Source organism: Phytobacter sp. (genome assembly GCF_059074235.1).
Window position 1 is genome coordinate 136,197 of record NZ_JCACPZ010000008.1, and the last position, 13,496, is coordinate 149,692.

Sequence of the window (13,496 nt, forward strand, 5' to 3'; positions counted from 1 at the left end):
TTTACCTTCCCTTACATTCCTCGCTATCCCGTTGATGAATATTGTTTTCTTCTTTCTTTTATTTTAAATACAAATGATTTCAATTCTCACTTGTATTTACATAAATACATTATTTCTCCACAATTCATCCGCTTCGCCATCCAGAGAATTCTTCAAAGACAAACACTTAGATTTTTCATGGTTTTGAGATGGCGCTTTTTTCATTGAAACGGAATGAGATGATGATGACTCCTCGCGCAAAAATTCTCGCTGTCGCAATCTGGGCAGCCACTACCCCTCCTTTACTTCACGCAGCCGATCAGGACACCCTGGTGGTCTCTGCCACCGGGTTCGAGCAAAAGATTCAGAATGCCCCGGCCTCGATTTCGGTTATCTCTAAACAACAGATTGAAGACAAAGCCTATCGTGATGTCACCGACGCCCTGAAAGATGTGCCGGGTGTGGTGGTGACAGGCGGGGCCAGCAGCAGCGATATCAGCATTCGCGGTATGGGCTCTCAGTACACACTTTTCCTGGTGAACGGGAAGCGTATCAGCACCCGTGGCACACGCCCGAACAGCGATAACGCCGGTATCGAACAGGGTTGGCTGCCACCGCTGGAATCCATTGAACGTATTGAGGTGATCCGTGGCCCGATGTCATCGCTGTACGGCTCGGACGCCATGGGCGGCGTGATTAACGTCATCACCAAAAAAGTCTCCAACACCAAAGGCTGGACCGGCTCCCTGCACGGTGATGCTACGTGGCAGGAAAACCGAGACTCAGGCGACCTCTATCAGACCAATGCCTATGCGTCTGGCCCACTGGTTGATGGCCTGCTGGGTGCCAAAGTGACCGGGCTGTTCTCGCGTCGGGCCGAAGACAAAATTCTTAACGGCTATAACGAACAGCGCCTGCGCAACGGGGGGATCACACTGAACTTCACCCCGGATGATAAAAACGACATTGATTTTGACGTGTCACGTGAGTTGCAGGACCGTAACAGTACGCCGGGTAAATCCTCCGCGGCAGAGAGCTGCCGTGGTAACGTCTGCACACCTAACAGCAAAAGTGAAAGCCGTTATGAGCACACCACCTATGCGTTAACCCACAGCGGTTATTACGAAGACATCAACACCACCAGCTATATTCAGCAGGAAGAGACCAATAACCCTGGTCGTCAGATGACGTCTTACAACACCATCTTCAACAACCAGAATCAGATTTTCCTCGATGCGCATACGCTGACGCTGGGTGGTCAGTATCGCTATGAAAAACTGCGCGATAACGGCAACCAACTGGAGGCGGCTGACGGGCTGAACAAGCTCACCCGCTGGAGCTGGGCGCTGTTTGCAGAAGATGAATGGGCCATTCTTGACAACCTGAGTCTGACCGGTGGCCTGCGTATGGACAAAGATGAAAACTATGGCACCAACTGGACGCCGCGCGGCTACGGTGTCTGGCATCTGACCGATCAATGGACGCTGAAAGGCGGTGTGTCGGCAGGCTATCGTGCGCCGGATCTGCGTCAGTCTTCTGCAAACTGGGGCCAGGTCACCGGCGGTGGACGACTGAACGGCATTATCGTCGGCAACCCGGATCTGAAGCCGGAAAAGAGCCTGAGCGAAGAGCTGGCGTTATTGTGGGATAACAACGATAACCTGAACGCTGGTATCACGCTGTTTAACACCGACTTCAAAGATAAAATCACCGAAGTGCGTCGTTGCAACAGCAGCGCCGATCCGTCCTGCACTATCGGCAGCGTGAGCTATGATTTCGTCAGCGACCGCGTCAATGTCGATAAAGCTAATATGCGCGGCGTGGAATCGACCTTTGGCTGGAAAATCACCTCAGACCTGAACCTGACCGCCAACTACACCTTCACTGAATCTGAGCAGAAAAGCGGGCAGTTCTCCGGTAAGCCGCTGAACAAGATGCCAAAACATATGCTCAATACCACGCTGGACTGGCAGGCCACTCAGGATGTCGGTTTCTGGAGCCGTCTCAACTTCCGTGGCAAAACGTCGGAGTACCTGAGCCGTACCTCTATGTCGCAGGGCACGCCTTCTTACACCCAGGTGGACATCGGTTTGCGTTACAACGCGACCAAAAACCTGCTGGCTTCTGCAGGTGTCTACAACGTGCTCGATAAACAAATTGATTACGCGACCTATGACACTATTCTCGACGGCCGCCGTTACACCGTCGGTTTAACCTATAGCTTCTGATAGCGTACATATAAAAAACGCCCCGACATTGCTGCCGGGGCGTTTTTGTTTATCAGAGCTAAAGAACCAGACTGTTACTTCTTAAAGCGCTCCGGGAACACCATATCTTTGTAGCTGACAAAGTGGGTGCCTTTGGTGAACTTGTAGCTCAACCAGATAATCAGGAACAGCGGGATACCGATGTAAGTGGCAGCCACTGCGCCCCAGTCAATGGTATCGGCCAGGAAGGCTTCATAGTTCTGACCCAAGGTAATGATCAGGCACAGCACGAAGGCGAAAATCGGCCCCAGCGGGAAGAAACCAGAACGGTACGGCAGGTTGTTCAGGTCATGCCCTTGCATCACATAGCCGCGACGGAAGCGGTAGTGGCTGATCGCAATCCCCAGCCAGGCGATAAAGCCGGTCATACCGGAGGTGTTCAGCAGCCACAGGTAAACGGTCTGGTTGCCAAACATGGAGGTCAGGAAGCACAGACCGGCGATAACCGTGGTCGCATACAGTGCATTACGCGGCACACCGCCACGAGACAATTTCGCGAAAATACGCGGTGCTTTGCCATCGCAGGCCAGGGTGTAAAGCATACGGGTGGAAGCATACATACCCGAGTTACCGGCAGAGAGAACAGCAGTCAGGATAACGGCGTTCATGACCGCTGCCGCAGAGAGCAGACCGGCATGCTGGAAGACCAGGGTGAACGGGCTAACGCTGATATCTTTCACGTCGTTACGCAGCAGGCTCGGATCGGTATACGGAATGATCAGGCTGATAATCAGGATAGCAAACACATAGAACAGCAGAATACGCCAGAACACCTGACGCACCGCACGCGGAATGTTCTTCTCAGGATCTTCAGATTCGCCCGCCGCAATACCAATCAGTTCGGTGCCCTGGAAGGAGAAGCCAACGATCATCGCGACGCCAATCATTGCCGATAAGCCGCCGGAGAACGGGGCATCCCCGATGCTCCAGTTACTCCAGCCCGCAGGCTGCGCACCTTTGAAGATGCCGACAATCATCATGATGCCAACAACAATAAAGATGATAACGGTCGCCACTTTGATCAGGGAGAACCAGTATTCCGCTTCACCAAAGCCTTTCACGGAGATGTAGTTCAACAGGAAGATGACGCACAGGAACAGCGCGCTCCAGATCCAGCCCGGCGTATCCGGGAACCACCAGGTCATCACCAGTTGCGAAGCCACCAGGTCAACGGCAATGGTCACCGCCCAGTTGTACCAGTAGTTCCAGCCCAGTGCGAAGCCAAAACCTTCTTCAACATACTGCTGCCCGTAGGTCGCAAACGAGCCTGAAACCGGCATGTAGGCCGCCAGTTCACCGAGGCTGGTCATCAGGAAGTACACCATCAGACCGATAAGAATATAAGAGAAGAGTGCGCCACCTGGGCCTGCTGCGGAAATCGTCGCCCCTGATGCGACAAACAACCCTGTACCGATTGAACCGCCAATGGCGATCATCGTCAGGTGACGCGCCTTGAGTTCACGGCGAAGCGTGGGCGCTTGTGTGGTTTTAGTTTCGGAAACCATAAGAAAATGCTATCCATCCAAAAAATGAGGCGCGATTGTAGCAAACGAAAAGGCTTCAATCCGGCACAAAAAACCTCTTATTAGACACCTTCATGATCGGGGTTGGATTATAAGTATTGCAGTGGAATAACAGCCTGGCTCTCCCTCAGGGTGAGGAAGCCTCGCATTATCTAGTGGAGATCCCTCACCCTTTAAGGAGAAAGTTAGCGAAATAAAGGACTAATTCAACCCCCGCACAGATGCAATAAACTGCTGCAACTCGGCCGTGCGTGGCTGGTTAAAGAACGACTTACTCTCTCCCTGCTCCCATACTTTTCCCTGATGCATAAACACCACCCGGTCCCCTACTTCACGGGCAAAACTCATCTCGTGTGTCACCAGAATCAGCGTCATACCTTCGGCAGCCAGTTGCTCCAGCACACGTAAAACCTCACCGACCAGTTCCGGATCGAGTGCCGAGGTAATTTCGTCACACAGCAGCACTTTCGGCTTCATCGCCAACGCGCGGGCTATCGCCACACGTTGCTGCTGACCACCGGACAGGTTCGACGGGTAATAATCCATCCTCTCACCCAGCCCCACCTTTTCCAGCATCTCTTTTGCCAGTTGTCGGCATTCATCTGCAGGCAATTTCAGCACCCGACGCGGTGCCAGCATTACGTTTTCCAGTGCGGTCATATGGGGAAACAGATTAAAGCTCTGGAACACCATCCCAACGGAGCGGCTGATTTCACGGGCTTGAGAATCTCTGTCCGTTACCGTCATGCCGCCGAGTTTGATGCTGCCGTCCTGGTAGCCTTCCAGCCCGTTCATACAGCGCAGTAACGTACTTTTGCCTGAACCGCTGCGTCCGATAATCGAGACAACCTCTCCCATTTCGATGTCCAGACTTACGCCCTTCAGCACATGGTTGTCGCCATAATATTTCTGCACGTCATTAATGGTGATGAGCGGCATGGAATTTCTTCTCCAGGTAACGGCTGTAGCGCGACAGCGGGTAACACATCAGGAAATAGCCCAGCGCAACCAGGCCAAATACTTTAAACGGGGCGAAGGTGACGTTGTTGAGCATGGTGCCGGCCTTCGTGAGTTCGACGAATCCAATGATGGAGGCCAGCGCCGTTCCCTTTACGACCTGTACGGAAAACCCCACGGTGGGCGCGATAGCAATCCGTATCGCCTGGGGAGCAATCACACGAAACAACGTCTGACCAAAGCTCAGTCCCAGGCAGCGACAGGCTTCCCACTGCCCTTTCGGTAGCGCTTTGATGCTGCCGTACCAGATATCAAGCAAAAAGGCGCTGGTAAAGAAGGTCAGGGCCAGCGTTGCCGCCGTCCACGGGCTCACGTCAATACCAAACAGCGCAATGCCAAAGAACGCCAGGAAGAGCTGCATCAGCAGCGGCGTGCCTTGAAACACGGCAGCATAGGCGGCAATGACGCGTTTCGGCCATACCCAGCGGCTGATACGCAACACCAGCAGGGGCAATGTCACCAACGTACCGCAAATGAAGGCAATCAAAGAGAGGAGCAACGTCCAGCGCGCCGCCAACAACAGGTTGCGCAGAATATCCCAATCGGTAAAGGTGCTCATCAGCTTTCACCCCCTAACCATTTACGCCCAACCGCCAATAACACCTGACGCATCAGCAACGAGAGTGCCAGATATAATAAGGTGGTCACAAAATAGACTTCAAAGCTCAAAAAGGTACGTGACTGAATCAGGTTCGCCATAAACGTCAGCTCTTCGTACGAGACCTGCGAAACGACCGACGATCCCAGCATCACGATGATGCACTGGCTGACCAGCGCCGGATAAATGCGCTTCAGCGCCGGAGGCAAAATCACCCGCATAAAGGTCTGCAGTTTTGTCAGCCCCAGCACCCTCGCCGCTTCCCACTGTCCTTTTGGCGCAACCTGGATACCCGCACGGATGATTTCCGTGCTGTAAGCCCCGAGGTTGATCAACATAGCAATCAGCGCCGCCTGCCCTGCTGTCAGCTTTAGGCCAAGCCCCGGCAGGCCAAAGACGATGAAAAAGAGCTGCACCACGAAGGGCGTATTGCGAATAAGTTCCACATACGCCCCCCAAATGTGGCTTAAGACGGTCGGTTTACCGGTTCGTAGCGCTGCACCGAGGATCCCCAGCGACACACCGCCAATCGTCGCCACAGTGGTGAGGGTGACCGTGGTCCATAGCCCCGCCAGCAGCTGCGGCCAGAAGGGCCAGAGCGCAGCAAAATCAAGGGTTGTCGTCATGCCCGACCCTTACGCGCCGAAGTTTGCTGGCAACGGTGCCTGCATCCATTTTTCAGAATACGTATTCAACGTGCCGTCTTTCAGCGCCTGCTCAACCAGCTTGTCCACTTCCGCTTTCAGGGCCGGTTCATTTTTCTTCAGGCCAATGTAGCACGGTGAATCTTTGAGCATAAATTTGCTCACCGGGGATTGTGATGGGTTCTGCCGCGCAATGGCAGCGACCACGACGTTGCCGGTGGCGAGATACTGCACCTGCCCGGAGAGATAAGCAGAAATGGTGGTGTTGTTATCTTCGTAACGCTTGAGCTGCGCATCTTTTGGCGCAAGGTCGGTCAGAACCATGTCCTCGACCGCTCCACGGGTCACGCCCACGGATTTACCACTAAGGGCAGCAGCATCGGCAAGTGTGGCGTCTTTCGGGCCAAACACACCGAGGAAGAACGGTGCGTAGGCACGGCTGAAGTCGATCACTTTTTCGCGCTCCGCATTTTTACCGAGGCTGGAGATGACCAAATCCACTTTGTTGGTTTGTAAATAAGGCACCCGGTTAGCGCTGGTCACCGGTACCAGTTCCACTTTGACCTTCATGCCTTTCGCCAGATATTCCGCCATATCAATGTCGTACCCCTGCGGCTTAAGGTCGGTGGCGACCGAACCAAACGGCGGGAAATCCTGCGGTACGGCAACGCGCAGCACGCCGCGCTTTTGGATATCCTGCAACTGGTCAGCTAATACTGACCCAACGGAAGAGAACATCAATGCTGCACCTGCTGCTGCCAACATCCACTTTTTCATCGTCATCACCTTATCGCATCATGAAACAAAAGATTCTTTGAATCACATTCTGCAACTAATGTGCCAACGCAAAATGTTTTACTGAAGGCTTAACGGGCGGGGATTTAATGAAGAAATAACCAGATGAGGAACGCACACTTGCACCCCAGAATGGTGCAAGTGCGTCGTTTTGGTGCGCTTACATATCGCAATAGCGCAGAAAGCGATTTAGCGCACTGGAAAGGTGCTTTTGACGATGATGGATACGCCAAAGTGTGCGCACCAGACGTGGAAGCGGAACAGGCACTTCGACCAGAGAACCGGCATCCAGCTGCTCGGCAATCACCCGGCGCGATAAACAGCTGATGCCCAGCCCGTGGCGCACCGCATGTTTAATCGCCTCGGAGTTCCCCAGCTCCATCCCCAGGTGAAACTCCGGCAGATGGGAGAGCAACAGGTAATCGACAATTTCACGGGTACCGGAGCCACGCTCACGCAGGATCCATGGGGCTGCCGCCAGCCGAGCCAGGGTAACCTCCCCCTGCAACAGTGCAGAATCGGGCGGCGCGAACACCACCAGTTCATCTTCCAGCCAGGGTTCCGCGATAATTTCTGCCGTGTGGCATGGGCCTTCAATCAAACCAATGTCGACACGGAAATCCGCCACTGCATTGATGACGTCCTGACTGTTGCCGACGCTCATATCCAGCGGTAAATCCGGCAGGTCACGGCGGTAGCGAGCGATCACTTCCGGCAAAATATAGTTACCGATGGTGCTGCTGGCATACACCCGAATTGCCCCGTTATCTTCACGGAACAACTGCTCTATTTCGATGGCCTGCTCAAGTAGCGCCAGCGCACGCGGGTAAAGCAGGCGGCCATGCTCATTAACCACCAGCCTTTTACCGACGCGATCAAACAGCTGCACGCCAAGTTGGCCTTCCAGATCGGTCAACGCCGCGCTGACCGCAGACTGCGATAACGCCAGCATTTGTGAGGCCTGTGTCGTTGATCCACTTTTCAATACCTCAGCAAAGACTTCCAGTTGCCGGAGTGTGATATGCATAACCTGCCTTCCTGAGGTAAGCGCCCTTACCACTTATAAAGATTAATTATAAATATATAATCAATTTTACCTTTAAGCTATCCCGCCGTAACCTTTTATCCAGAGAAAGGAGAAGGTTATGAGCGAAATCACACAACATCTGAATTTACAGCGTATTAAAGCAGGCTTGCTGTTACCCGGTCTGGCATTAAGTGCCCTGGTGGCAGGCGTGGCATTGTGGGCTGGCACTATCCCGACGCTGGCAAATGCGGGGATGAGTGCGCTGACGCTGGCCATTTTGTTCGGCATCCTGGTCGGCAATACTCTCTATCCGCGTTTAACCGGCTCTTGCGACGAAGGCGTCCGCTTCGCAAAACACCATTTACTGCGTCTGGGTATTATTCTTTATGGCTTTCGTTTGACGTTTACGCAAATTGCTGACGTCGGCGTCAGCGGTATCGTTATTGACGTGCTGACGCTCAGTTCCACCTTTATGCTGGCCTGTTGGTTGGGGCAAAAAGTGTTTGGTCTTGACCGTCAGACAAGCTGGCTGATTGGTGCCGGGAGCAGCATTTGCGGGGCGGCGGCTATTCTGGCAACCGAGCCGGTGGTCAAAGCCGAGTCATCAAAAGTTGCGGTGGCCGTGGCTACGGTGGTGATTTACGGCACGCTGGCCATCTTTTTGTACCCGGCAATTTATCCGTTCCTGAGCCATCTGTTCAGCCCGGAAACGTATGGTATCTACATGGGCTCGACCATGCATGAAGTGGCTCAGGTGGTGGCTGCCGGGCACGCTGTCAGCCCGGACGCAGAAAACGCCGCAGTGATCGCAAAAATGCTGCGCGTCATGATGCTGGCCCCGTTTCTGATCATTCTGGCGATGCGTGTAAAAACCCTGGCCCCGGCAAATGCAACGCAAAAGAGCAAAATCACCGTTCCGTGGTTCGCCCTGATTTTTATTGCAGTCGCTTTCTTCAATTCGTTTCACCTGCTGCCGCAGGCAATGGTGAATGCGCTGGTGACGCTGGATACCGTATTACTCGCCATGGCGATGGCAGCACTGGGGTTAACCACACATATCAGCGCACTGAAACGCGCAGGTTCTAAACCGCTGCTGATGGCGCTGGTGTTATTTATCTGGTTAATCGTCGGTGGCGGCGCAATAAACCTGCTGGTTCACCAGCTGCTGGCATAAACCCATACATCACACCTGTTAACCCGCTATGATAAAGGATTGCTTTCCCCTGGCGGGTTTAACAGGAGTTTTTCATGAAATACATTGGAGCGCATGTCAGCGCTGCTGGCGGCCTTGCGAATGCCGCAATCCGTGCTGATGAAATTGGCGCCACCGCATTTGCCCTGTTCACTAAAAATCAGCGTCAGTGGCGGGCGGCCCCGCTCACCACCGAAGTGATTGATGATTTCAAAGCCGCCTGCGAAAAATACCGTTATCAGTCTGGGCAGATCCTGCCGCACGACAGCTACCTGATTAACCTCGGCCATCCGGTCGAAGAGGCGCTGGAAAAGTCCCGCGAGGCATTTCTCGATGAGATGCAGCGCTGTGAACAACTGGGGCTGACCCTGCTGAACTTCCATCCCGGCAGCCATCTGCTGCAAATCAGCGAAGAGGAGTGTCTGGCGCGGATCGCCGAGTCCCTCAACATCGTGCTGGATAAAACCAAAGGCGTGACGGCGGTGATTGAAAACACGGCAGGCCAGGGCAGCAACCTCGGTTTTCGCTTTGAGCATCTGGCGGCTATCATTGATGGCGTGGAAGACAAATCCCGTGTGGGCGTCTGCATTGATACCTGCCACGCCTTTGCGGCCGGGTATGATTTGCGCAGTGCGGAAGCCACAGCGGATGTGTTTGCTGAATTCGACCGCGTGGTGGGCTTTAAGTATCTGCGTGGGATGCATCTCAACGACGCGAAAAGCCAGTTTGCCAGCCGTGTTGACCGCCACCATAGCCTGGGCGAAGGCAACATAGGTCATGACGCGTTTCGCTGGATCATGCAGGACAACCGTTTTGACGGTATTCCACTGGTTCTGGAAACCATTAACCCGGATATCTGGGCAGAAGAAATTGCCTGGTTGAAAGCGCAGCAAAACCAAGAGGCCGCCGCGTAAATGAATGATAGGGAAAAGCAGATACTTAAAATTCTGCGCAGTAACCCGCTGATTCAGCAAAATGAAATCGGCGAAATTTTGCAAATAAGCCGTTCGCGTGTTGCCGCTCATATCATGGATTTAATGCGCAAAGGGCTTATTAAAGGCAAAGGTTACATTCTCACCGAACAAGATTATTGCGTTGCTTTTGGCGCGATTAATATGGATATCCGTGGCTCGGCGGATATTCACTATCCCCAGTCCGCTTCCAATCCTGGCACCATTCAGTGTTCAGCGGGTGGCGTGGCGCGCAATGTGGCCCACAATCTTGCGCTGCTTGGGCGCGACGTGCATTTGATTTCTGCGGTGGGCGATGATTTCTACGGTGAAACGCTGCTGGAACAGACCCGGCTTGCCGGGGTGAACGTGCAAAACTGTCTTCGTCTGCATGGACACAACACCTCGACCTATCTGTCGGTTGCTAATCCACTGGAAGAGACGGTACTGGCCATCAACGACACCCAGATTTTGCAGCAACTGACGCCGCAGCTGCTGAATAATTCGCGGGATTTGGTGCTGCATGCGGGCGTCGTCATGGCCGACTGCAATCTGACGGAAGAAGCCCTGGAGTGGATTTTCACCATGGCGGGCCATCTGCCGGTCTTTGTAGACACCGTCTCTGAATTTAAAGCAGACAAAATTCGCCCCTGGCTTTCCCGCATCCACACGCTGAAACCGACGCTCAAAGAGTTGCAGATTCTTTGGGGTCAGCCGATCCGCCGTGAAGCCGACAAATTTGCCGCGCTGAAATCACTGCACGAACAGGGCGTTCAACGTATTTTTGTCTGCCTGGACGATGAATCCGTATTTTGCAGCAAGCATGACGGTGAACAACATCTGCTTAACTCACCGGATCATCTGGCGGTCGATCGTTTTGGTGCAGACGATGCTTTTATGGCAGGGCTGGTGTACAGCTTTATGGATGGGGGGAATTTTATGGAATGCGCCCATTTCGCGATGGCCTGTGCCGCAATTTCTCGCGCCAGCGTCAGCGTCAACAATCCGGCCCTTTCTGCCGAAAATGCGCTTTCCCTGCTTCAGGCCTCACTGGCCTGAAGCAGTCCTGTTTTCACTCTGGCAGTATCGTTCTACGCCAACCCAATAAAAAACCCGGCAATGGTAGCACTCATCAGATTAGAGAGTGTTGCCGCTGCCAGCGCCCGCAGACCAAGTTGGGCAATTTCCGGCGCACGCTGTGGGGCGATGGCAGAAAATGCGCCCACCACCACCCCAATCGACCCGAAGTTCGCAAAACCGCACAGTGCAAAAGAGATGATGGCGATGGTTTTCACGTCCAGCGTCCCTGCCGCTTGCAGATACGGCGAAAAGTGGAGATACGCCACAAACTCGTTGATAGCCAGCTTCTGCCCGATCAGGCTCCCGGCAAGCGTCGCATTTCCCCAGTCCACGCCCATCAGCCAGGCAAGAGGTGCCAGTGCATAGCCAAAGATCCCTTCGAGCGATGCCTGCCCATAACCAAACAAGCCCCCAATACCGCCAATAATGCCGTTCAGCATGGCAATGATCGCCACAAAGGCCATCACCACAGTTGCCACACCTGCTGCAATTTTTAGCCCTGCCATTGCGCCGCTCGCCGCCGCTTCAATGAAACTCTTCGGCGGTGTTTCGGTGAATGAGAGATTATCGAAGGTGACTTGCGTCGCTTCCGTTGCCGGACTCAATAAACGCGCGAACAGAATCCCGCCTGGAATCGCCATTAATGATGCCGCAAGCAGGTAGTCGATGGGCACACCCAGACCGGCGTAACCAATCATCGTTGAACCGGCAATAGAGGCCATGCCACTGCATATAGCGGTAAAAAGTTCATTGCGGTTGAGCTTATCCATAAAGGGTTTAACGATCGCCGGGATCTCGTTTTGACCGAGGAAGATAGTCGTAACCGCCACGAAGGACTCAATTTTGCTGATGTTCAATGCTTTCTGAAAAATGCCGCCGAGGATCCGAATCAGGAATCCCATGACGCCGATGTAATACAGTAAGCTCACCAGGGCAGTAATAAAGATAATGGCGGGCAATACACGAAAGGCAAAAACAAAACCGGCACCATCAAACACCGCATCCATCTTCGGCCCCACCAGCGAGCCAAATATAAATGCGCTACCGGCATCACTGTAGGTCATGACTTTATGAATACCCAAAGCCGCCTGCTCCGCCAGCCATTTGCCCGGAGGAAAGTAGAGCATAATACCGCCGATGATAATCTGCAGCCCTAATGCAGCACCTACCGTTCTCAAGCTAATAGATCTTTTATTTACTGACAGCAGAAATGCTATCGCCAGTAATACCACCATACCCAGAACACTTCTCATTATATCCATAATGATTATCTCTATATTTTATTTTTGGTATGACTGATATTGATATGGGCGACAGCATACTGCCCATGAATACAGGTCAGAGTAAGATTTTTAATACGAAAAGCGATAATAAAGATTCAGCAAGTCACATATACATCCGCACGCACTCTTCGGTTAAATCCCAGAACCATTTGGTGTCGATGCTGATCCCAACTTTGGCATTGGCCGGTTTGCCTAATACCCCCAGTTCATCACACACGGTGCGTCCGTAACATGGGCCGCTGTTGACATCGATCTCAACGTACATGTCCTGGGTTTTGATGCCCTGCGGATTGATAAGATAACCGATACAGGTTGCATCGTGCACCGGGCCGCCTGCCAGTCCGTAATTCTCGAACTGCGTTTTCAGCGTAAAGTTCATGATATCGCTGAATAACTGCCCTGCCGGGCCGCCTGCTTTTTCCATCCGGGCAATGACATCCGCCGTACATACGGTCTGGTTGGTCAAATCAAGCCCCATCATCACCAACGGGACGCCGGAGGTGAAAACGACCCGCGCCGCTTCCGGATCGGCATAAATATTAAACTCAGCTGACGGGGTAAAATTCCCGGTCCCATACGCGCCTCCCATCAACACAATTTCGCGAATTTTAGGCACAATGGCGGGCTGCATACGCATAGCTACGGCAATATTGGTCAGTGGCCCAACAGGCACCAGAGTAATATCCCCTTCACTTGCTAATAGCGTATCGATAATATACTTCACGGCATGAGTATTTTCTGCCTGACGAGTGAGAGGTTCAAATACAGGACCATCTAACCCTGTTTCACCGTGAATATTATCGGCGACAATTTGCTGGCGCATAATAGGCTGAGGCATACCGGCATAAACGGGAACATTAATACCTAACTTCTGACATACGTTTAATCCATTGATCAGTGTTTTATCCAGCGTTTGATTGCCTGCAACAATAGTAATACCCAGTAAATCTATTGCCGGATGTTTTGCTGCCATCATCATAGCAATAGCATCATCATGACCAGGATCGCAATCCAGGATAATCTTTCTTCTTTCCATTTTTTATTTCCTCTGTTGCTGTTAGGTTATTTTCGCTTCGTCAAAGAAAACTAAATCAGGTCGATGATTGAAGCATAACAACAGAAAACCTATGCTAAATATGAG

General features: G+C 52.8%; 12 protein-coding genes. 4 read left to right on the plus strand and 8 right to left on the minus strand.

Features of this window, described 5'->3' with window-relative positions; translation table 11 throughout:
• The first annotated feature begins 221 nt into the window (after positions 1-221).
• Positions 222-2,207, plus strand: a complete 1,986-nt coding sequence (locus AC5JPW_RS18550) for a ligand-gated channel protein (RefSeq protein WP_494243863.1) — start codon at positions 222-224, stop codon at positions 2,205-2,207.
• Between the two features lie 74 nt (positions 2,208-2,281).
• On the opposite strand, the gene AC5JPW_RS18555 is transcribed toward AC5JPW_RS18550, so the two are convergent.
• The 6 genes from AC5JPW_RS18555 to yieE all read right to left on the minus strand — a co-directional run bounded on the left by AC5JPW_RS18555 (position 2,282) and on the right by yieE (position 7,850).
• Positions 2,282-3,751 carry an amino acid permease gene (locus AC5JPW_RS18555; protein ID WP_494242598.1) on the minus strand — a complete coding sequence of 490 codons (1,470 nt, stop codon included), beginning with the start codon at positions 3,749-3,751 and terminating at the stop codon, positions 2,282-2,284.
• 219 nt (positions 3,752-3,970) lie between these two features.
• Positions 3,971-4,708 (minus strand): amino acid ABC transporter ATP-binding protein, encoded by a 738-nt coding sequence (locus AC5JPW_RS18560; protein WP_494242599.1) that lies wholly within the window; start codon positions 4,706-4,708, stop codon positions 3,971-3,973.
• Positions 4,689-5,345, minus strand: a complete 657-nt coding sequence (locus tag AC5JPW_RS18565) for an amino acid ABC transporter permease (RefSeq protein WP_494242600.1) — start codon at positions 5,343-5,345, stop codon at positions 4,689-4,691. The genes AC5JPW_RS18560 and AC5JPW_RS18565 overlap by 20 nt, the downstream gene beginning before the upstream one ends.
• On the minus strand, positions 5,345-6,010 hold the full coding sequence (locus AC5JPW_RS18570; protein WP_494242601.1) for an amino acid ABC transporter permease: 666 nt from the start codon (positions 6,008-6,010) through the stop codon (positions 5,345-5,347). Before AC5JPW_RS18570 ends, AC5JPW_RS18565 begins: the two co-directional genes overlap by 1 nt.
• Positions 6,011-6,019: 9 nt before the next feature.
• Positions 6,020-6,805 carry a transporter substrate-binding domain-containing protein gene (locus AC5JPW_RS18575; protein ID WP_494242602.1) on the minus strand — a complete coding sequence of 262 codons (786 nt, stop codon included), beginning with the start codon at positions 6,803-6,805 and terminating at the stop codon, positions 6,020-6,022.
• Between the two features lie 178 nt (positions 6,806-6,983).
• Complete coding sequence (gene yieE / locus AC5JPW_RS18580; protein ID WP_494242603.1) at positions 6,984-7,850, minus strand: DNA-binding transcriptional regulator YeiE; 867 nt, start codon at positions 7,848-7,850, stop codon at positions 6,984-6,986.
• 118 nt (positions 7,851-7,968) lie between these two features.
• Between yieE and AC5JPW_RS18585 the strand changes: the two genes are divergently transcribed.
• The 3 genes from AC5JPW_RS18585 to AC5JPW_RS18595 all read left to right on the plus strand — a co-directional run bounded on the left by AC5JPW_RS18585 (position 7,969) and on the right by AC5JPW_RS18595 (position 11,051).
• Positions 7,969-9,024, plus strand: a complete 1,056-nt coding sequence (locus AC5JPW_RS18585) for a YeiH family putative sulfate export transporter (RefSeq protein WP_494242604.1) — start codon at positions 7,969-7,971, stop codon at positions 9,022-9,024.
• Between the two features lie 74 nt (positions 9,025-9,098).
• The gene (nfo, locus tag AC5JPW_RS18590; protein ID WP_494242605.1) at positions 9,099-9,956 is read left to right on the plus strand and encodes a deoxyribonuclease IV; all 858 of its coding nucleotides are present in this window, start codon (positions 9,099-9,101) and stop codon (positions 9,954-9,956) included.
• Positions 9,957-11,051 carry a sugar kinase gene (locus tag AC5JPW_RS18595; RefSeq protein WP_494242606.1) on the plus strand — a complete coding sequence of 365 codons (1,095 nt, stop codon included), beginning with the start codon at positions 9,957-9,959 and terminating at the stop codon, positions 11,049-11,051.
• A 32-nt stretch (positions 11,052-11,083) separates the two neighbouring features.
• Here AC5JPW_RS18595 and AC5JPW_RS18600 read toward each other — a convergent pair whose 3' ends face one another.
• Complete coding sequence (locus AC5JPW_RS18600) at positions 11,084-12,334, minus strand: NupC/NupG family nucleoside CNT transporter (protein ID WP_494242607.1); 1,251 nt, start codon at positions 12,332-12,334, stop codon at positions 11,084-11,086.
• Between the two features lie 124 nt (positions 12,335-12,458).
• Positions 12,459-13,391 (minus strand): ribosylpyrimidine nucleosidase, encoded by a 933-nt coding sequence (rihB, locus tag AC5JPW_RS18605; RefSeq protein ID WP_494242608.1) that lies wholly within the window; start codon positions 13,389-13,391, stop codon positions 12,459-12,461.
• Positions 13,392-13,496: the final 105 nt, after the last annotated feature.